The sequence below is a fragment of the Neobacillus cucumis genome (assembly GCF_016908975.1).
In the GTDB taxonomy this organism is placed as follows: domain Bacteria; phylum Bacillota; class Bacilli; order Bacillales; family Cytobacillaceae; genus Neobacillus; species Neobacillus cucumis.
Window position 1 is genome coordinate 309,146 of sequence record NZ_JAFBEX010000002.1, and the last position, 21,269, is coordinate 330,414.

At 37.1% G+C, this 21,269-nt stretch carries 19 protein-coding genes and 3 pseudogenes; 9 read left to right on the forward strand and 13 right to left on the reverse strand.

Annotated elements, in window-relative coordinates:
- The first annotated feature begins 1 nt into the window (after position 1).
- The 4 genes from JOC76_RS03635 to JOC76_RS30380 all read left to right on the forward strand — a co-directional run bounded on the left by JOC76_RS03635 (position 2) and on the right by JOC76_RS30380 (position 3,596).
- Positions 2-493 carry an ECF transporter S component gene (locus JOC76_RS03635; protein ID WP_205176159.1) on the forward strand — a complete coding sequence of 164 codons (492 nt, stop codon included), beginning with the start codon at positions 2-4 and terminating at the stop codon, positions 491-493.
- On the forward strand, positions 493-1,209 hold the full coding sequence (locus tag JOC76_RS03640) for an ATP-binding protein (RefSeq protein WP_205176335.1): 717 nt from the start codon (positions 493-495) through the stop codon (positions 1,207-1,209). Before JOC76_RS03635 ends, JOC76_RS03640 begins: the two co-directional genes overlap by 1 nt.
- A 37-nt stretch (positions 1,210-1,246) precedes the next feature.
- Positions 1,247-2,617, forward strand: coding sequence for a cobyrinic acid a,c-diamide synthase CobB (locus tag JOC76_RS03645; protein WP_205176161.1), 1,371 nt, complete (start codon positions 1,247-1,249; stop codon positions 2,615-2,617).
- A gap of 814 nt (positions 2,618-3,431) precedes the next feature.
- A complete protein-coding gene (locus JOC76_RS30380; RefSeq protein ID WP_205176163.1) occupies positions 3,432-3,596 on the forward strand; it encodes an iron-containing alcohol dehydrogenase in 165 nt (54 codons plus the stop codon).
- Positions 3,597-4,078: 482 nt separating this feature from the next.
- Here JOC76_RS30380 and JOC76_RS03655 read toward each other — a convergent pair whose 3' ends face one another.
- From JOC76_RS03655 to JOC76_RS03675, 5 genes are all read right to left on the reverse strand, one after another.
- Positions 4,079-4,597 (reverse strand): DinB family protein, encoded by a 519-nt coding sequence (locus JOC76_RS03655; RefSeq protein WP_205176165.1) that lies wholly within the window; start codon positions 4,595-4,597, stop codon positions 4,079-4,081.
- Between the two features lie 794 nt (positions 4,598-5,391).
- Positions 5,392-5,703, reverse strand: coding sequence for an EthD family reductase (locus JOC76_RS03660; RefSeq protein WP_205176167.1), 312 nt, complete (start codon positions 5,701-5,703; stop codon positions 5,392-5,394).
- Positions 5,704-5,746: 43 nt separating this feature from the next.
- Positions 5,747-5,884, reverse strand: coding sequence for a hypothetical protein (locus tag JOC76_RS29825; RefSeq protein ID WP_239557516.1), 138 nt, complete (start codon positions 5,882-5,884; stop codon positions 5,747-5,749).
- Positions 5,885-6,658: 774 nt separating this feature from the next.
- Positions 6,659-6,961, reverse strand: a complete 303-nt coding sequence (locus JOC76_RS03670) for a DUF2653 family protein (protein ID WP_205176169.1) — start codon at positions 6,959-6,961, stop codon at positions 6,659-6,661.
- Positions 6,962-6,972: 11 nt separating this feature from the next.
- Positions 6,973-7,491, reverse strand: a complete 519-nt coding sequence (locus JOC76_RS03675) for a hypothetical protein (protein WP_205176171.1) — start codon at positions 7,489-7,491, stop codon at positions 6,973-6,975.
- 638 nt (positions 7,492-8,129) lie between these two features.
- Between JOC76_RS03675 and JOC76_RS30805 the strand changes: the two are divergent.
- A pseudogene (locus tag JOC76_RS30805) lies at positions 8,130-8,285 on the forward strand (helix-turn-helix domain-containing protein); the annotation flags it as partial.
- Positions 8,286-8,389: 104 nt separating this feature from the next.
- Here the strand turns inward: JOC76_RS30805 and JOC76_RS03685 are convergent.
- The 3 genes from JOC76_RS03685 to JOC76_RS03695 form a co-directional block, all read right to left on the reverse strand.
- Positions 8,390-8,557 (reverse strand): transposase, encoded by a 168-nt coding sequence (locus tag JOC76_RS03685; RefSeq protein WP_205176174.1) that lies wholly within the window; start codon positions 8,555-8,557, stop codon positions 8,390-8,392.
- Positions 8,554-8,775, reverse strand: a complete 222-nt coding sequence (locus JOC76_RS03690; RefSeq protein WP_205176176.1) for a hypothetical protein — start codon at positions 8,773-8,775, stop codon at positions 8,554-8,556. The genes JOC76_RS03685 and JOC76_RS03690 overlap by 4 nt, the downstream gene beginning before the upstream one ends.
- Before the next feature lie 405 nt (positions 8,776-9,180).
- Complete coding sequence (locus JOC76_RS03695) at positions 9,181-11,061, reverse strand: glycoside hydrolase family 15 protein (protein ID WP_205176178.1); 1,881 nt, start codon at positions 11,059-11,061, stop codon at positions 9,181-9,183.
- 333 nt (positions 11,062-11,394) lie between these two features.
- Here JOC76_RS03695 and JOC76_RS03700 point away from each other — a divergent pair, with 333 nt between their 5' ends.
- The 3 genes and pseudogenes from JOC76_RS03700 to JOC76_RS03710 form a co-directional block, all read left to right on the forward strand.
- The gene (locus tag JOC76_RS03700) at positions 11,395-12,117 is read left to right on the forward strand and encodes an aldo/keto reductase (protein ID WP_205176180.1); all 723 of its coding nucleotides are present in this window, start codon (positions 11,395-11,397) and stop codon (positions 12,115-12,117) included.
- Between the two features lie 582 nt (positions 12,118-12,699).
- A complete protein-coding gene (locus JOC76_RS03705; protein WP_205176182.1) occupies positions 12,700-13,992 on the forward strand; it encodes a Glu/Leu/Phe/Val family dehydrogenase in 1,293 nt (430 codons plus the stop codon).
- A gap of 176 nt (positions 13,993-14,168) precedes the next feature.
- A pseudogene (locus tag JOC76_RS03710) lies at positions 14,169-14,393 on the forward strand (acyl-CoA thioesterase); the annotation flags it as partial.
- Between the two features lie 113 nt (positions 14,394-14,506).
- On the opposite strand, the pseudogene JOC76_RS03715 reads toward JOC76_RS03710, so the two are convergent.
- The 5 genes and pseudogenes from JOC76_RS03715 to gabT form a co-directional block, all read right to left on the reverse strand.
- Positions 14,507-15,636 (reverse strand): annotated as a pseudogene (locus JOC76_RS03715) (Ger(x)C family spore germination protein).
- Between the two features lie 194 nt (positions 15,637-15,830).
- A complete protein-coding gene (locus tag JOC76_RS03720; protein ID WP_205176184.1) occupies positions 15,831-16,025 on the reverse strand; it encodes a helix-turn-helix domain-containing protein in 195 nt (64 codons plus the stop codon).
- An 8-nt stretch (positions 16,026-16,033) separates the two neighbouring features.
- Positions 16,034-16,348 (reverse strand): hypothetical protein, encoded by a 315-nt coding sequence (locus JOC76_RS03725; RefSeq protein ID WP_205176186.1) that lies wholly within the window; start codon positions 16,346-16,348, stop codon positions 16,034-16,036.
- A gap of 505 nt (positions 16,349-16,853) precedes the next feature.
- A complete protein-coding gene (locus tag JOC76_RS03730; RefSeq protein WP_205176187.1) occupies positions 16,854-18,245 on the reverse strand; it encodes an NAD-dependent succinate-semialdehyde dehydrogenase in 1,392 nt (463 codons plus the stop codon).
- A 69-nt stretch (positions 18,246-18,314) separates the two neighbouring features.
- On the reverse strand, positions 18,315-19,616 hold the full coding sequence (gene gabT / locus JOC76_RS03735) for a 4-aminobutyrate--2-oxoglutarate transaminase (protein ID WP_205176188.1): 1,302 nt from the start codon (positions 19,614-19,616) through the stop codon (positions 18,315-18,317).
- A gap of 110 nt (positions 19,617-19,726) precedes the next feature.
- On the opposite strand from gabT, the gene gabR reads away from it, so the two are divergent.
- Positions 19,727-21,136, forward strand: coding sequence for a MocR-like transcriptional regulator GabR (gene gabR / locus JOC76_RS03740; protein WP_205176189.1), 1,410 nt, complete (start codon positions 19,727-19,729; stop codon positions 21,134-21,136).
- Positions 21,137-21,269 lie beyond the last annotated feature (133 nt).

Sequence of the window (21,269 nt, forward strand, 5' to 3'; positions counted from 1 at the left end):
ATTGAAGGGAAAAACGATTAGCTTGCTAGGCTTGATGATTGCACTTTCGGCAGTTGGAGCAAACATCAAAATTCCTGCCGTGATTGATAGTGTGGCATTGGATGCCTTACCTGCTCTTCTTGCTGCTGCAATTTTGGGTGTCAGAGCAGGAGCGATTACTGGAGCGTTAGGTCATTTATTGTCGGCCTTAGTCGGAGGATTTCCACTGGGCCCTATGCATCTGTTAATTGCAGCAGAAATGGCTGTACTTGTTTGGATCTTTGGGATTTTATATAAACAAAATAAAAAAATCCTGGCTTGTCTCGTTTTTATTGTGGGGAATGCCTTTATCGCTCCTGTACCGTTTATTTTTCTTATGAATAAAGGCTTTTATTCTGCAATTGTCCCTTCCCTTTTGATTGGTTCGTTCCTAAATACCGTGCTTGCTGTGGTTTTAATTCCAAGACTTTCATCCTTTACACAGCAAGTATTGAAAAAGAGAGATGCACATTGATGAGAAACATTTTAACCATTCCGTTTGATGAGGCAGGCAACCTCATTGTTGCCAGCGATAACAGTGGTGCGATTGGTATGAAAAAGGATGATCTTGTTTTTGTACCATATGAAACGGTCGCCTACTATTCTTTTCGAGTGGCCGTGATGGAATGTATCGCAGCAGGAGGAGACCCTATTTCCGTCATCCTTCACAATTTTTGCGGGAATGAAGCTTGGGAGAAACTGATAAGTGGAATTCAAAGAGGAGTAGACGAGCTTCAATTAAAGAATGTTCCGATTACAGGCAGTACAGAAAGCAACTTTACCATGCACCAATCTGCCATTGGGATCATCGTCCTTGGCAAAAAACAGATTGGAAAAATGGATGAGATCATTTTTAACGAACAGTCGAAAATCGCTATCATCGGTAACCCGTTGGTTGGCAATGAGGTAATAGAACAGGAAGATCAAATTGCCCCATTACCCATTTTTCAAAAGATTAGCAGACTTAAAGGGATTGGGGTTTGGCCGGTCGGTTCTAAAGGTATCCAATCTGAATTGAATCAGATGGTTAAGAACAAGACATTTTTAAAGGAGAAAATCATCACGGACATTGATGTAGTAAAATCCTCGGGTCCGGCTACATGTTTCCTTGTTACTTATCAGGAAAATATGGAAGAGGAAATAAAAAAATTGGCCGGAAGCTATTTTCACTCCGTCCAAATAAGGATGTAAGTCGTAGTTTATCCATATAGAGAGAGGTGGAATTAGCATGAAAAATCGCAGACTTGTGATTGCAGGTACAGGAAGCGGTGTAGGGAAAACAACTTTGACAATCGGACTAATATCCGCCCTAAAGAAGAAGGGCTATATTGTTCAAGGTTTTAAATGCGGTCCGGATTATATTGATCCCACCTATCATACAGCAGTGACAGGCAGACCGGGGAGAAATCTTGACAGCTGGATGCTTAATCAAGAGATGGTCAAAGAAATTGTCAACCGTGGCAGCGAAGGGGCGGATATTTCCATTATAGAAGGGGTAATGGGATTCTATGATGGACATAACCCCATGAATAACAACGGTTCGACAGCAGAAATCAGCATCATAACGGAAAGTCCGGTTGTTCTTGTCGTCAATTGTGCAAGTATGGCCCGGAGTTCAGCCGCGATCGTAAAGGGATTTCAGGAGTTTCTTAAAGAAACGAATATTGTCGGTGTCATTGCCAATCAGGTTGGCGGTGAAGGACATTTTCAAATCGTCAAAACGGCGATTGAACAAGAGTGCCGCATTCCGGTTCTGGGCTATTTGAAAATGGACCAAGATTTATCCATCCCGGAAAGGCACTTAGGGTTGATTCCATCGATCGAACGGGGTGAGCTTTCTCCATTTTTTGAACGGCTTGGCAATCTTGTACTTGAAACAATAGATGTAGATACCTTATTTAAACTTTCTAAAGCTGCACCCATAAAGATTAAAGAATCCCAGTTTAAGAGAAGAGAAAAGCAAGAGGTGCGAATTGCCGTTGCCAGAGATGCTGCTTTTAACTTTTATTATCAGGAAAATCTAGACATGTTAGAGGCAGCCGGAGTAGAGCTCGTTGAGTTTTCCCCATTAAAAGGGGAAATAATTCCAGAGGGTGTGGATGGTTTATATATAGGCGGAGGATTTCCGGAAGAATTTGCAACAGAACTTGCTGAACAAAGTGACGTAAAAAAATCAATTCGTGCCGTAATTGAAAACGGCTTACCAACTTTGGCAGAATGCGGCGGGTTTATGTATTTAACTGAATCTATTGAAACTACAGATGAAAAAAGCTATGAAATGGTGGGTATCATTCCTGGAAAGGTGAAAATGCAAACCAGGCTTGCCGCTTTGGGATATCGGGAAATTACAGCAATAGAAGGAAATTTTTTATTACCGAAAAACTTAAAAGCGAAAGGGCATGAGTTCCACTATTCGACCTTTGTTCCAAAAACGGAAATTCCGTTTGCACACTATACGAAGGGCATGCAAGGATTAAAAAAAGAGGGGTATATGAAAGGAAATTTAATCGCGGGTTATACACACTTTCATTTTGGTTCTTGCCCTGAAATGGTTGAAAATTGGATAAAGAAATGTAAAGAATATAGAATAAATAGCTAAGGCAGCTTAAATCACACTTGATGTGCTCTAAAAAAATGACGAATTGACTAACCATTATTACTGTGAATTTTAATTACTGAGAATCATCTCTTATAATACTTGTGATTTTAGGACCATAAAAAATCAAGCAAGAAATGATACAATGTAAATTCATAAACGTAGAGGAGTGATTTATATGAATTTACTAGTAACCATCCTGATTTCAGTGATTGGAATTTTGACAGCGATAGGAATAAGAGCGAATTTGGAATAAATAGCAAAAGAACGCAGATCAAATACGATGGAAATAGATTTTATTTTTCTCTCAAATATGGAGGAAAGACATACCTGTCGTTGGACAATTTGCTGCAGCAGGAATTGGATTTACTGTAATGAGAGCTGTAGGATGGAACCATGTAAATGATTGTTATAAATTATGAAAAAAGTAATGAAGGAAAGGGAAACAAAGATACACTTGTATGAAGTTCATCTGAATAGCAGTTGCACAAAGTCCATTTTCAAAAAAAGTGGGCTTTGTTTTGATTTTCGGTGTTCGTGTTAAAATTTATTATGTATCAGGTTTTAAAACCTTGAATCGTTTAAGGAAAGGAAGTATTAATAATAGTGTCTTATATTTTAGTTGTCAAGGGTGTAATTAAATTAGAAAGACACGTGGAAATAAGGTATATCATAGATTTATCATACGAATATCTTTGACAAATGGGAATTATTTTAGTTTTCTTTGTTGGAGTTACTCTATTTATACAATTTTATCCGTTTGAAAAAAGCCGGTTATTATCAAAAATGAACTATCCTTTAAAGACTACAACCTATAATGTCCAGTGTGGTATTTTTGGATCCACTACTAACACTGGGTTTACCTAAATTTATTACTGCTCTTACAGGAATGGATGCTTTAGCTCACGCAATTGAAGGCTATACTTCACAAAGAATTATTACAGCTTTAGGATCTACTATTATTTCAGATATGGGGGAATAGAATGGTTAAAGCTTTTGATTAATATATGTTTGATAACTTAACTTTTAGCCTTACCTATAAAAAAGCCCCACTGATTATTTACAAGAACATAAAAGTAAAAAACTTCCTCTTTTATTTATGGTAAGTTTTACAGCACCTTTGTAAGGGGGTGTTTTTTTCATGTGCCATAAAAAAACATAAAGGAGCCTGAACTTATAAGCTCAAACTCCAAAAGAAATTAAAGATAATTTATTCATGATTGTTTTCTTAACAAAACCAGTTAATATTAAGATTTCCCCGAATCTATGTTATTTAGTATTCTACAAACATGCTATTATATTGAATTTACCTAGTTGAATAAATCTTTCTTTGTTTTGAAGCCTCCAGGATCTTTAGATGACGAAAAAATTTATTCATCAACGGTGTAATGTTAGTAAAATATGTAGGGTACAAAGGGAAAAAGGAATCATTTCGATTTCCTATCTTTCTTTATACTTACGTTGCTATTTCAGTAGGTACCTTTCCTTGATAATCGCTAGGTGATGTAGCTCGTGACCGGCAATAATATATGCTAGTGCACGTGCAGTAATTGGGTGGTTTAAAACTGTTCCAGTACGCACCCATCCATCATCCGGAAGAGAAGAGACTAATGAAGAAGTACACTGACGCACAATTGAACAATCTAAAAGAATGTCTTGGAGGTCGAGTCGACTGAAATCTGCATTAGTGTTATATAAGTCTTTATCAAATGGGGTAAATGTAATAGCATCTCCTCGAGCAATCACAAGAATGTGATAACTTAGTACACGTTCAATATCTGCCATGTGACCGAGTACTTCTTTCAGACTCCATTTTTCAGCTTTGTAGCGGTACTCTCCTTGTTCTCTAGATATACCTTTTAGCAAATTAGTAGTTGCCTCTTGTTGTTTCTTTAGAATATCAAGTAATCCTTGTTCAGGAACAAGCTCTATGTACCTTTCAAAATACGGATGATATTCGTTCATTTTCGGACGTTTAATCATTATAACAACCTCCATACAGTTTTAATTTCATATTAACTTACATTTATAGATAAATTCTAACGATTCACCTTAACTTTAAAACTGCTTGAGACCTGCTGACTAGGACTGTTTGCAGATTAAACATAAAAACTGTAAGACGAGCGCGTTGTAAATCTAATGGCAAGTAGCTTTCAATGTCCTCTGTATAAATTGCAACACATTCAATCCTTTTCCATATCGACCATACTTCCTCCTATAAATAAGAACGTATATTTCCTTTCATAATAAACCAAATTCAACCAAATAGATAAATAATTATTGAACTATCCTGCCCCTTTTGTTCAATAAAAAAGAGGGCTGCCACAGCAACACTCTTTCCGCTCTTACACCCTTAATTGAAGATGGATATTTAATTTTCATCTTTTTAATGTAACTAATTTCAATTCAAAATAGTAAATGGGTAACATTAAATAATTGAAATGATAGATAGGTAAATACATATAACGGAACAAGCCAAAAAGAGTAAAACTGTTCAAATATTTTTTTCTAAATTTAATACCGTAAGCACAAAAGAAGATAGCCGCTGCTAATTTGGAGCACCCTTGAAGATAAGTATGATTTGAAAAGGCTGAATTGCTTAAAACAATTGAAGCAAGAAAAGTTACGGAGATTAGTAATTTGAACTACAAAGGTTCGTTCAGAAACACTCTAATCATAACTTTTAACCATTGCATAAGGGGATAGCTCCATTCAAAAAATACGTCAATATTTTTAAAACTATCCAATTAATAAATTGATGCTGCTGCAACTCCATACTACATCTCTTCAAGCTCGTAGATCATACTGTGCACGCCCGGACTCAGTTTTTCTAGGTTAGCCATATCTTCTGCAGTGGCTCGACCCTCTTCTGACTGAAAGGCTTTTTTGATATCTTCCATGCTGTCCCATTCAAGCTCAGCCACAAGATAATATGGCTCGCCGCCTCTAACTGGAACTGAATGGCGGCTTCGAGAATATCGTCGAAGACCAGGAAGCTTTTTTGCTAAGGGAATATGCACCTCGCGGTAGTGTCGCTCAAATGCTTCAATATCTACAGGTTTGTTATATAGAACTAAAAATCTGACCATCAAACCCCTCCTATTTTACAGGTTACTTTCCATTTTCATAATATCACGTCAATAATCTCCTGTGATGAAGCGTTTTATGGCGAATCGGTTTTTTAGCCTTTCGGCATTTTGCCCATATCCATATACAAAGCGTTCCACCGATGACCGTCCGATCCGTGCCGCCGGCACGTTCGGTTTTCAAGGCGAGCTCGTCAACTTCATCCCTGGAATTTGCCCCCAGGGAGAATAACACTTCAGTACCTTGTCAGGAATCGGCAACCGCATTACCAGCAAAAACGCGAAACGCGGAATCTGGGAAGAGCATCAAAACAATCTGATTGTCGCCTACTATCAAGCTGAATGATCCGTCTTGACTCGCATACAGCTCATTCAACTGAAAACCGAGCTGCGTATAAAACGCCTTTGATCGTTCTGGTTCTCGCTCGCACTGGCAGGTTCAACCATAATTCTCTCGACATACTAACAAGCCACTGATATAGAGATGCAGTAATAACTCACCCCTAAATAAATTCAATATTTATTATAGTCTTTCCTTCTTGTTTGGAAATAAAATCCTTATGCAACTATCCTGTCTTGTTTAAGTAGAACATTTCACAATCTTTCTTGTGTAAAAAGAAAAAGGCCACCTTCTCCTTGAAGTATCGCACCGTTATTGAAGTAGGAAATTTTACAAACTACCTTTTGCCAACTAAAAGAAAGGAAGGATTCTTTAATTAAAAATCTTTCCTTCCAATATTAGTTTTCTAACCAGGTTAGTGTTACTTGTGAGATAGGTGTCGTAACAACCTTTTGTTTTAACTTCTCTATCTTCCCATTAATAGATCTAACGATACTATATGTGCCCTAGCCGTTTATAAAAGTAAAAAACTATTTGTTAGAAGTTTTAACAAAGCCTTCATTAAGTGTGCAAAAAAAGCCCACAAAAATTGTAGACTTTTCTATTGACCTGCTTTTGTTACCCAACCTTTATAGAAGCACCGAATGTTTGGGTTGGTTCTAAATAAGTTAAATCGATTATTAAATGGTCTGGATTAAAGTTATGATGATCACGTAAATAAATAGCAATCGAATCCTTTATGTCTTGCTCTCCTAATCTTTCAGGAAGCGGTCGGTGGGGGATTCTAACGGAAGCCCCTATCCCAAAATCAGGATGAAAGGTTAAATCTACGTCGATTCCTTCGGTGTGAATTTGTTCTCTTGTGGCTACCCCTACGCAAATTCCGTCAATTACATCGAATTGATTAAATAACACCTCCATGTTGGTTCCTCCTAGTATCTCTTTCTAGTAAATATCTTTTTAAATAACCAGACGATCGCCAACACAATTACAATGTCGATTAAAAGAGCTGTAAAGTTAAAACCATAGGAAACGGGTGCACCGCTACCTCCGTATGAATGGTAACCGAAAGGATGAAACATACTTCCTAAAAGTGTTCCTGCTCCAAATGCTGCTGTATGGGTCCAAAAACTTCCTGATTTCGAACGGGTGGGTTGTGTGTAATTTGTGCTATGGTTATTTGTATTGTAGTTAGTAGATGGTGTTTTGGATACTTTACTGGATGGAGAAGTATATCCAGAGTGATAAGTTCCATCTGAAGAAGTAACACCAATACTTTTGCTTGTACTTCTCGTTCCAAAAGAAGAGGTATGTCCGCCTGAATACGTATGGCTGCTGTAGGAACTGTGTCCACCACTAAAGCTATGCCCTCCACTAAAACCTCTCGCCTCTGCCACATTCGGCAATACCAATGCGATCACAAATACAAATGTTAAGACTAATTTTTTCATTACTTAATTCCCCTTATTTATTTCTTAATCTTTTCGATTATAATCTAAAAACGCTAGTTTAATAAATAAAAGTTAATTATTGTTGCTTATTCCCTTACAAATAATGGTTCGGATTTTTATCTTTATAACTTTATCAATTTTCCCTTGTTTGTGCAGTAGGGCAAATATCAACACATTTCTTTAACAGGGCCTTAATTTAAAAACGCTTTTTTCGTATAGATTGTTTCTTTGGATGTTTTCTACCCCTATTTTTCCTAATCTCCTATTTTTTATTATAAAAGGAAAGATTTCAGATGTTATACTATGATTCTTATAAAAAAGGAGGGGAGACTAATTCAACAAAATCAAATAGCAGCCTTGTTATGTTCGATTGCCTGTATCTTAATTGCACTATCTCTTTTGTTCCGTTCATCGGGAATTGTGTCGGCAGTTTTATTAATAATAGGAATCTAGAATTTTTAAAGCATCCATAGGGTAGTGCTTTTATTTTGCTTTGGCTAATAGTTAAGGGGATGAGATTCAATTCCAATTTTTTTTTAATGCCCATACTAGTGATTTTTGCCTCAAACCCATATGATTGAAAGTGGCCCCATGAATCCCATTCGGATAAATTCCCATACTCATCTGAACATTTCAATGTCTCCCATCAACAGGTTTATCAATGGGTGAAGAAGTTTGGGAAAGAAGGAGAGGACGGTCTTAAGGATAAGCGCGGCCAGCGCAAAGCAGAGCCGGAGTTAACCCCTGAAGAGAGGATTCAGCTCGAAAGGAGGCGTTTAAAGAAACATTTTTAAACCAAGTTCGATTAACCGATAAATATGTAGCTAATTGCACTACTGGCTTTAATCTTTGTACCATCAATTGCGATAAGGACTCCATCAATAAGACCAAACCCTTTTTACATATGTGTAAATTCCTTAAACAACTGATTAATGGCGTTTGTGTTAATTTTCATAAATGAAGAAAGAGTCCCATGATCAGGTTTGATTTTCCCAATCAACCACATTAATTCAATATTTCTAGTTGCCTCGATTTCCATCATGCGTGATGATCTGATTTTATTCATATAACAATATATATATATAGCTTAAGAAGATCTTGTCTTCTGTAGGGTTTTTGACCAGCACTGTTACCAGAAAAAATAACAAATCCTAGTTCCTCTAAATTTAAACTATCTACATATGCATCAATTACTCTTACCGGATTATCTTCAATAACATAGTCATCTAAAGTGTATGGTAACAAATTGATTTGTTTTCTATCTTCCCCAAGAATAAATGGCATATTAACATCTCCTTTAATTAATGTATTCGACTTTAATATCCATTTTCTTCTAAATATTCAAAACAAATTTTAAATTATTAGACAGACTCTAGCACGGTTCTGTGAGGGGGGAGTCCAATTTACCGCAAGGTAGAAAGGCTCCCTTATACTCGACTGTTCAGCAATCGGGCCAGATTGTTGAATAACTTAAAAATTGCACAACCAACCACAGGTATTCAACGATCTTCGTTAAAGGCAAAAATGAAACAAAAAATTGGACATGTTTTACAAGGCTAAGTGTCGACCTAAACGAAAGTGATACTTAGCTTTTAATTTCACCTAAAAGATATTTTGTGATTAATTGTGGAACCGTATAAGGTAATGGTAACAATATTGAAATAAACCTTAGAAAACTTTTTAGGAACATTAGGATGGACCTCTACTACTATATAAATTTTTATATAACAATAGGGATCTAATAACACCTGACTGAGAATAACTTGGCATCCCAATTCCTCTTGGGCGACCTCTGCTATAAAGTAATTCGGGCATAAGGCCACAAAAAGAACTATTATTGTAATTATGATTAAAATACTTCCAGGCTTGTTTTATATCATGGTTTATTAAGAATGCTTCACCTAACCAAAAAGTTGGTCCAGTCCAAGGCTTTAAATCTCCCTCTTCTGTTGTTAAACTCTCATGTCTCCAAATACCACCAATAAAGGGGTCTTCTAATCGTTGCTGAATTGCTTTCAGTGTTGGATTTAACCATTCTTTTGGAAATATTGGAAATTCAGAAAAGAATAAGGTGACAGATGCATCCAATAACCTTGATTCCAAAGACCGAGTTACAATCCCTTTATGTACATTATGTTTGTGAATGGCCCGTATTAGTTCATTTGCACCCTGTCTAAATTGATTAGCTTTCTCATTTTCATAGATAGCTTCAGCCATTTCAGCAGCCCTAATTAATCCAAATGCTGAAATAGCTGTGGTCCATGTCATATGCTCAAAATTTTCTCCTAAGTGTGGTCCAAAAGTTTCCCAAATGCCTGCATCTGGGTGGATCAGCCCACTTGAATCACGGTTTTTTAAAATCCATTTGGTTGATTGGCTAATAATTGGCCACATATCGTGTATGATCCTATGATTTCTTACCCTGGCCCAAACTTGCCATATTCCATATAATATTAGCCCTGTAGTGTCGTTTTCAAATGCATGTTCGTTCGGTAAACGTGTAACAACATTATAGGCAAAATAATAGTTTCCATCTGGACGTTCTATTAAATAACTAAGTGTTGCATATAAAGCCCTAACAGCATCTTCAAGGTGACCCGCTAGTGCTAAAGTAGATGCAATCCATAAACTATCACGAATCCACACATTCCCTTGGTAAGGTCGAAATCCAATTATAGTAGGAGTACCGTCTCTCTGTAGGCTCATTTTTGTAAGCGTGTTGCTAAGTCTCCAGAAATATTCAAGCTTTGGTGAGAGAGTATCGATTCCTATCGATTTATTATACCAAGTTTGCCATACTTGCAACGTATGTTGCTCACTCTGACTAATCTGAACCAATGTTTCCTCTAATTCCTGAAGTGCCTCCTCTTTTGAAGTCCCTGCTGAAAATACTTGATATACTGGCCTGCTATATTCTGGACCTGGGATAGTTTGGACAGGGATCGTAAAGATTAAGGGAACGGGTTGCAAACTATGTTCAAAAATGGTTACCTCACCTCCAGTTACCGCTTTAGCAATATTTCCAGTTATACCTTTAGCAAAGGGAGAAACCGTAGTCGCTAGCCATTGATTTCCAGAAATTCGAGAAATAAAGATGTTTTCGATTCTTTGTACAATGTTTTGCAGATATACAACAGGATAGATTGATGCTTCTGAAGGATTATTGCGAAGAGTTTTGACTTCAATAGAGCGTATGAAAGAATTCCTGTTAGGAGGAGCCCAACTTTTTGTCCTTACTACAGTATTACCTTTATGGGAGACTACTTCATATATTCCATAACCATTCAAATATTGAGTGCTATTTAATGAAATAATTTCACCGATTTGTCCTAATCTCTCTTGAACGATTCCGTATGGATCATACCATACTTTCTCATTATGATCTTTAACTAGTATATAAGAACCTGGATTATCTAAAAGTGAACTTGACATGTCAAAGTTTTGGAAAAAAAGTTGACTTATTTTATCAACTGGGCGACACTTTACATCATATTGCTGAAGCCAAGCTAATACATTGCCATTAGAAATAGGAGCATGATTATCTTGATTTTTACCAATAAAATAATTCATTAATTCCACTCCCTTAAATTAGAAAATATTAAGCTATGATTAATAATATTAATAAGCGTTTTAAAATAATACTTATTCAGCTAAAGGGCGCGATTCTTCAACAGAATTGTGCTCTTTCTTTATGTATAGGGCCAGATCGGTGATGAAGAATTGCCGATTTTTGCAACCGATTTCAACTCCAAAGATTTTAAATGTCCAAAACAAAAAATATTGAAATATTACCTCTGAACATTCTGTTATATTTAAAAAAATGATGAAGAACTAAAGCTTTTTATTCTGTTTTCTAGTAATTTTTCAGTATCACTGATAAAAAAAGTATGGAGGTATCTAATTGTGAAAGTAAATTTACAGGACAATTTTTCAATATCAAAATTAGTTATCGGATGTATGCGAATGAATGAATGGAATTTCAGTATAGAACAAAGTGTAGAATTTGTTGAATGGTGTATTGAACAAGGGATTACTACATTTGATCATGCTGACATTTATGGTGGAAATCACCATAACGAAGCTCTATTCGGTGAAGTTCTTAAAATGAAAACCCAGTTAAGAAATGAAATGGAAATTATCACAAAATGTTCAATATGTGTTGGTAATGATGAAAACCCTAATATAAAAACGAGATACTTCAATACTGATAGGGAGTACATAATAAATCAGGTTAACAAATCAATTGAAAAACTAAACTGTGATTACATTGATTTATTACTCATTCATATGCATGACTTGCTAGTTAATCCGAAAGAATTAAATGATACTCTTAATGAATTAAGAGATAAAGGAAAGGTTAGATACTTTGGGCTATCAAACCATAATCCATTGGAATTCGATACACTACAAAAATATGCGGATGTAAAATTTGTTACACATCAATTTATGTTGCATCCTCTGGGAATTGAAAATTATAAGAATGGAACAATGACCCATTGTTTAAAGGAAGGAATTCATCCGATGTTTTGGTCACCATTAGCAGGGGGGAGAATTTTCAATCCTACTAATGCCTTAGAAGAGAACATGAAGAATGTATTAGAAGGTATTACTGGGCTTCATTATTAACATATTTCTATACTTATTTACTTGAACTTATATTGTCTGTAAAGTCTTAAATTATTTTTTAAAACGGTTATTAAACGATAAATACCTTTATAAACCCCCTCTAAGTTGAAAACTGCTTGAGACCTGCGTGCCAGATTTAGTGGGGGTTATTCCCACACGTCCCGCCAACTAAACGGACCAACGCAACCTCTTCAAACTATATGTTTTAGATTCCGTAAAAATAGGCAACCGGTTTTAGGACAAAAGTATTTATTTAACTCGAAATTAAGGGGAGTCTTTTTTTAAAAAAATTCATCTTATTTTTGTATTTTTCCGTATCATTATGTAGTTCCTATTATAAAGTAAAGCTACGTTTTTATTAAAGAAAATATGAAAGCGTTTAATATTTTGGGTTTTAGTTAAGCGTTAACCTGAGTAGAGCAGGTGAAGAAAACAAGGGTGCATATACTTTTTTGTTCATTTAATTCTACAGGATTCAGGAGGAGGGGATTTCCCAAATTTGATACTTCAGCATTAAAGAATTCTATTGGACAATTGGGTTCTAAATTAAACCATTTTATAGACTAAGAGGTGTAAAGAAAAATGACAGTACTTTTAAATTGTGATCAAGTCCAAAAGCCAGGTAATAAGAAAAGTGAAACAAAAGATTTATTAAGTTCAACTCAGTTGATCATAAAAGAGGCGGTTCAAAATTTAGGGTATACCGATGATGTATATGAACTGCTAAAGGAACCACTTAGAACTATCACTGTACGTATCCCAGTACGAATGGATGACGGGACTATTAAAATATTTACCGGTTACCGCTCGCAACATAACGATGCAGTAGGTCCGACAAAAGGTGGAGTACGTTTTCATCCTGAAGTCAATGAGGCTGAGGTAAAAGCGTTATCGATTTGGATGAGTCTAAAGTGCGGGATTGCAAATCTCCCTTATGGCGGTGGAAAAGGTGGTATTATTTGTGACCCAAGAAACATGTCGTTTAGGGAACTGGAGAAATTAAGTCGTGGATATGTTCGTGCAATCAGCCAAATTGTCGGCCCGACAAAAGACATTCCGGCACCCGATGTGTATACAAATTCTCAAATCATGGCGTGGATGATGGATGAGTACAGTCGTCTTCGTGAATTTGATTCTCCTGGTTTTATTACGGGTAAGCCGGTTGTATTAGGGGGATCACAAGGTCGTGAAACAGCAACAGCTCGCGGTGTAACAATTTGTATTGAAGAAGCTGTAAAGAAAAAAAACATGGAATTGCAAGGTGCACGAATCGTAATTCAAGGCTTTGGAAATGCAGGAAGTTTTTTGGCCAAATTCATGCATGACGCCGGAGCAAAGGTGATTGGTATTTCAGATGCATATGGCGCACTATATGATCCAGAAGGACTTGATATTGATTCTTTACTTGAACGACGTGATAGTTACGGTACAATAACAACTTTATTTTCTAATGTCATTACGAATCAAGAATTGCTTGAAAAAGAATGTGACATTCTTGTACCAGCTGCCATTTCAAACCAAATTACAGAAGAAAATGCTGGTCGTATTAAAGCAGCGATTGTGGTGGAGGCAGCAAATGGACCAACATCCCTTGAAGCGACAAAAATATTGGATGAAAGAGGGGTCCTACTTGTACCGGACATACTGGCAAGTACAGGTGGTGTCACCGTTTCTTACTTTGAATGGGTTCAAAATAATCAAGGATATTATTGGTCAGAGGATGAGGTTGCTGAAAAACTGAGAAAAGTAATGGTCGCTTCCTTTGAAGAAATTTATCAAACATCACAAACACGTCAAGTTGATATGCGTTTAGCCGCATATATGGTTGGAATAAGAAAACCGGCTGAAGCTTCACGTTACCGGGGCTGGATATAATGCTAAAAGGTTCATAGAAACAAAGAAAGTCGTGCATGAAAACTTACTCGATTGATTAAAAATAAATATGAAATCGCTTAATATTTTAGGTTATGGCTTTTAGGTAGGAAGAGGATATACCTGTAATGATGTGAATACAACGTAAACAGATTGATATGTTTTAGGGAGATGTGTGTATGGAAGTAAAATACTGTAAAGAATCACGAGTGATAAGAACTAGTCGTGTATTCCCAAACCATGTAAATACTCACAATACTTTATTTGGTGGTCGGTTAATGATTGATTTGGATAAAATCGCCTCCATTTCCGCAGCGAGTCATAGTCGAAGGGAATGTGTCATGGCTTCAACAGATTCAGTTGACTTTTTACATCCCATTCGACCAACAGATTCAGTCTGTTTCATCATTTTTAACTAACAAATTAGCTCTTGGATTAACAGAAAAGTTAAAAGCTTGTATCAATTAGGATCAGGCTTTTTTCTGTTCTAACTATTGCTACTCTCACAATCTCAATTTCAGTTTGACGATCCATAATCCATAATAGTTAATTTCACGTTGTATTCGATTGGAACTTCACTTAAAGTTTGGTCCCAATCTTTTTTTACTTTTTCCCATACTTTAGGATGTTCAATTCTCAATCGGTTTCCAAAGCCGACAACGTCGACATGGTAATCCTTTTGCATTTTTTCTCCTGCATTATTTACCAATCGTTTTACTTCTTCCTTAGCGGCTTTTTCAGCACTTTTTAAAAATTTATTTTCAAAAGTTTCCCCCGAAACCACCCAATTTTCAGAAAGGCGTCCTTCTGATTCGATTTGTATATCAAAAGAGATGTTGTTCCCATTAACATGAGTGTAATTTTACTTTTCATTGTCTTTACCTCGTAAATGATTGGCTGATTTGTCGCTGCATCAAAGCTTTTGACCAAACCGCCTTTTCCCTTTCCAGATATCCACGTTAAGCCTTCCATTTCCTCTTCATTCAAAAAACCAAGAAGCTTTTTTGTCTTTCCTGTAATCACGGCAGCTCCTGAAAATTTAACTTCTCCATTCGTCGGAATAACATTTTGCAAAAGAAAAAACTAGATCCTGAATGCATCTTGCCTTCTAATTTGGCAAGTGACATAGGTGCCAAAATCCTTGTTGTTCGATATTCATTATCTGAAATTCCAATCAAACGGAACGCTGGAATTTTTCCTGATTCTTTTGATTCTAGTGTCTCATTTGCCCGCCCCTTGCTAATGAACACAAGACAGCTTGGTCTAATTTCATTATCACGAAGTAGTTGATCAACTAATTGTTCCAATCTATACTTACGTACAAGATCCTTACTAATAACAATAACTTTAAGTTGGGGGCTGGAATATGGGGCGATCCTTCTCAATGAAAATTCGCGACTCATTTGATGGATGGAATCACCGGTTTCAGAAATATTCAAGTAAGGTTTTTGTTGTGATCCCCCGCCTTTATTCTCTGAACCTGTTCCTTGAGGGTTAACAATTTGATAAGTCATGGTTATTTTTTCTGTTTGGTTATATCCTCCTAATGTATCTAAAACAAACTCAGTATCTTGAGTAAATCTGATTGTACGCGTTACAATCTCGACATTAAAGACTTCTAGAATACTTGAAAGATACATCATTGATTGTCCAAAAGGCAAGTAGGTAATATCTGTAACTAACTTTTCAAACAGTGCTTCTGCTGTAAATTCACGATTTAATAAATTCGATGCCACGTAAGCTGGTTGTCCAGTGGGTTTACGTTTCTTTACTTTTACTCGACACTGCCAATCATATTTTTGTATTACTTTTTGTACTGTATTTTTACTTATGGGTTCTCCTTAAATGCTCGCGATTTTATGGTATCCGTATCGATATTTATGAAGTTTACATAACTCACCAATTCTCTTATCCCGAATATCTTTCTTTGTTTCAACGTTTTGATTCTTTTTCCAACGGTAATAAGATGATCTACTGACCCTCAAGTGGTCACAGATTTCACCAATTGTCATGATTTCTTGTAGTTCATCTACCAATTGTACAACTACTCTTGGCACCACTTTCTTTCCAATTCTACGTACTTTTTTAAAACTTCAATTTGTTGCTTTAAATACCGATTCTCTGCCTTTAATTTAGCCGTTTCATTTTCATTTTCTGGTCCTTTACCAAAGGTATATTGCTTTCCAACAGGCTGCTCAAAACGACGATGTTCCCCATTTCGGTACCACTTCATCCATGTTTTCAATTGTGTACGATTTCGGATATTCAATTCTTCTAATACTTGATTAGGTACTCCTGCTAATCTCATTTCGATTGCTTTCATTTTAATCTCTACTGGATAACTAACTCTTGTACCCATAGAAAAAACACCTCCACGTTGGATTTATAGGTTTAATACCCGTTTTTCAACGAAAGGTGTTTTTATTTGTCTCATTTTATTAGGTCAGTGCGGTGAAACATCCTGTATATGAATCGTAAATAAAAAACCCCATCCTTAGAGGTGTTAGACCAAACCTTTTAAGATGGAGTTTAATGCCGTACCAAGATTCATAGAGTTGTAGTCTTGTGTTTTAAACTTTATACTGAGTTGCTTACAAATAATCAAGTTCCAGGCATAACGATTGTATTCATGAATCTAACTAGTCAGAATGTAAAATTCATCATCAGACAGCTTTAAAGATGTTTCTCCATTATCATTTCTAATCCTTGGTTATATAGGTTTCTAATTACTGTTTGGTAAAATTTGTTAGTCTGGACAATAGATAGTAATGTTTGGTGGTATAAGGTAGACACAATTTTGTGTTTCTTTTATTACGTCGAGTCTTCCTCCGGGTCCACACATTTCTTAAAGGGTCCTTCCACTTTTATAGATGTCCAATAGATAAATACTTTGTTTCTAAGTAGGGATCAATCCCTTCCATACCGCCTTCCCGTCCAATTCCGCTTTCCTTCATGCCGCCAAATGGGATGTGGGCCCCGGACGGAGCACCGTCATTCCAGCCAACAATCCCAAAGTCGAGATTCTCACTAAGGTAGGTTCCGGTTTTATAATTATTTGTGAAGAAATAGGCAGCCAAACCATAGGGGGTACTATTGGCAATCTCCACCGCTTCTTCCAGAGTCTTAAAAGTAATGATCGGTGCAACCGGGCCAAATGTTTCTTCCTGCATGATGTTCATATCAAGAGTAACATTTGATAATATGGTAGGGTAGACAAAGTAATAGTCGTGTTTCTGATCAGCATTGAATTGATTCCCTGCAAGGACTTCTGCTCCTTTTTCAATCGCATCATTAATTTGGGAAACGATTTTGTTGAAACCCTTCTCATTAATAATTGGGCCTACTTGTGTATCTTTATCCAGTCCATTACCAACTTTCAACTTTTTCGTTGCTTCAGCTAATTTGGTAGAGAAGGCTTTGGCTATGTTTTCATGGATAATAATCCTGTTTGCACATACGCATGTTTGGCCGGCGTTACGAAACTTAGTGAGGATTGTTTGTCCGACAGCAAAATCCAGATCCGCATCCTCCGCAACGATGAGAGGAGCGTGGCCACCTAATTCCATCGTTACATGTTTCACTGTATTAGCGCTGTTTTTGATTAATTGCTTTCCTACAGGGGTAGATCCTGTAAACGTAATTTTGCGGACGTACTCACTGCTTGTAAAAAGATCGCCGACCTTCGAACCAGAACCATTCACGCATTGGATGACATCAGCAGGAATTCCTGCTTCGTGGGCAAGTTCAATTAATCTAATAGTTGTTAATGGTGTTTCGACGGCTGGTTTTACAATAAACGGGCAGCCCGCAGCCAAAGCAGGTGCTGCTTTCCTTGTCATCATCGCAGCTGGGAAATTCCACGGAGTAATGGCCGCCACTAATCCGATCGGCTGTTTTGTGACAACGATTCTTTTTGTTTCAGATGAAGCAGGGACCGTTCTTCCATAGATGCGTTTTGCTTCTTCTGCATACCAATCAATGTAGCTTGTGGCATAATCCACTTCACCAAGAGATTCAGCTAGCGGCTTACCGTTTTCCATTGTCATGATTTCCGCGATTTCCGCTTTATGCTCTTGAATGATTTGTGACCAGTTTCGTAATAACCGGGAGCGCTCATGGGCATTTACCTTTGCCCATTTCTTAAAGCTGTCATGCCCAGTTTTTAGAGCTTGCTTGATTTCCTCTTCAGTATTAATAGGGATTTCTTTAATAACTTGACCTGTTGCAGGATTTTTCACTTGTAATAGATCCGCCATTTATGTCCACCACCCAATTTTTTTAAAAATAACCTGGCCTATCCAATTCAGACCGGGCACCTCGTTTTTTTATTCAAAAGCTTTTTCCAGAATCGCTAATCCTTTTGCTAATTCTTCATCAGTAATCACTAATGGGGATAAGAAACGAATAACATTGCCTTTGAGGCCAGCTGATAGGAGTAATAATCCATTTTCATTAGCATATTTCGTAATTTGCGCTGTTTTCGTTTTGTTTGGTTTTTTGCTGGAGCGGTCTTCGACAATTTCACAAGCAACCATCGCGCCTAAACGGCGGATGTCTCCAACAAAGTCATGTTTTTTGCTAAGCTCTTGCAATTTCGCTTCAATTTTTTGCCCAATGATTTCGGCATTAGCCACTAAATTTTCTTCTTCAATAATACCGATGACGGCTAACGCTGCCGCACAAGCCACAGGACTTCCTGCATATGTGCCGCCAAGCTCGCCAGGATCAGCAACATTCAAGATTTCTGTTTTTCCAACGACACCGCTTAACGGCAGACCAGCTGCCAAAGATTTCGAAACAGTGATTAAATCCGGAGTTACATCAAAATGTTCGATGGCAAATAATTTGCCGGTCCGGCCAAATCCAGTTTGGATTTCATCCGCGACAAAGACAATTCCATGCTCCTTACAGAAACGGCTGACCGCTTGTACAAACTTCTTCGGTGGAATGACAAAACCGCCTTCGCCTTGCACAGGCTCCATGACAACACAAGCAACCATTTCCGGAGCAACTGTTGCGATAAAGAAATCCTCAAAGTCTTGAATGACCTGCTCTACATATTCTTCCTCTGTCATCCCTGCTGGTTTATGGTACATGTATGGAAATGGGGCTTGATAGATTTCTGGAGCAAATGGTCCAAACCCAAATTTATACGGCTTTACCTTGCTTGTCATGCCCATTGTTAAATTGGTTCGTCCATGGTACCCGCGTACAAACGAAACCACTGCAGGTCTTCTCGTGTAGCGGCGGGAAATTTTAATGGCATTTTCAACTGCTTCCGCACCAGAGTTAAAGAAAATAGCTTGTTTGTTAAAATCCCCAGGAGTGATTTGGCATAACTTTTCAGCAAGATTGATATAACCATCATACATCATGACATTGAATCCGGGATGTAAAAATTTATCTACTTGGTTTTTGACTGCTTCAGTTACTTTTGGATGACTATGGCCGACATTTAAAGTTCCAATCGCACCGGCAAAGTCGATCCATTCATTGTTATCAATATCCGTTACGGTTGACCCGGAGGCATGCTGGGCAAAGTTAAAATTGCCGTTGCTTACACCCTTTGGAACATATTTTTTTCTTTTTTCCTGTAGATCTGCTGTGTGTGAATAAGAAACTGGCATCTTGATCTCCCCTTCGTTTATTGTCTTATAAGAAGAGTATTACAGGAATCTGGTATAATAAAAAGTACCAAATTAGAAAAAAATTAGGCACCAGATGGGGATGAAAGAGAATGTTCATATTGATCGATAAACAGCGGAATATGAATTTTATTTACCAGCAAATTTACGAGGGGATTAAGGATAACATTCTAAAAGGAAGGCTAAAAGCGAATGAAAAGCTTCCATCAAAAAGGTCATTAGCAGAACAACTAAACGTCAGTATTAATTCGGTCAGTTTTGGCTATGAACAGCTGTTAGCGGAAGGGTATATTTATACGATTGAACGAAAAGGGTACTTTGTTGAAAACATTACTGAAATTCTTCAACGAGGCAATTTGTTTAAAGATAAACTGCCGGAAGATTTAAAGGAAGATCCCGTCAACCGGGATGGCTGGCTATCATTGTCGCATATGGCCTCAGATATTTCGTTTTTTCCGTTTAAGGAATGGATGAAGTGTCAGGAGAGAGCGGTTCAATCCTATAAAAGGGAGCTCTCAGAAATTGCCTATTCCCAGGGACCGTATGAAGTGAGAGATACGATCTGCCACATGATTGCCTTGACACGGGGTGTCAATTGTGAGCCAGAACAAATTGTTCTTGGGGCAGGGACACAATTATTGGTAGGACAATTGATGGAATTGATCAGCAAGGATTCTGTCATTGCCGTAGAAAATCCGGGTTATTCCCGATTTTACCAGACGCTAAAAAAAATGAATTTTGCCGTTCATCCTGTTTCATTGGATGACCATGGAATCAAGATGGCAGAGATTAAAGCAACAAAGGCAAATGTTGTGTTTGTTACACCATCCCATCAATTCCCAACGGGAAAAATTATGCCGATTTCCAGAAGAATCGAGCTGTTAAACTGGACGGCTGAAGGCGATAACAGATACATTGTGGAAGATGACTATGACAGTGAATTTAAATATGAAACAGATAACATTCCATCCTTACAAAGTTTAGACAGAAATCACCGGGTTATTTACATGGGGACTTTTTCAAAAACACTGCTCCCAGGTTTACGGATCAGTTACATGGTTTTACCTCCTGATCTATTAAGGGAATACCGAGAATATTATGCTAATTTCATGCAGTACAGCAATTCGCTTATTTTATTTACATTACATTATTTTATCGAAGGGGGAGAATATGCCCGGCACGTAAAAAAGATGAACCATCTGTATGAAAGGCGAAGAAAATTATTAATAGCAGACCTTAGGCGGCGCTTTCAAGATGAAATCAAAATTGAAGATGTGCCGGCAGGACTTCATTTTCTTGCTCACTTTCAAACGGAGAAAAGTTATCGGGAAATTGAAGAAAGAGCACTACAGTTAAAGCTTGAAATCTATTCTATGCGGAGGTTTATGTTAAAGAAAAATGTTAATAAGGAGAATAGTATCAGTCTGGTATTGGGCTTTGCCAATCTTAAGGAAGAAAATATAACTGAAGTGGTGGAACGGTTGTATTTTGTTTTTCATTAAACGATAAACTTTTATTTTTTTGAATATATATATTATTTAGTTTGTTTAAATAATTAGACGGTCAAAGAGACAGCAAACAAAATAGTAGGGGGGTTATAGAAGTACTAAAAGGCAGATTTCCAAAATGGAAAAT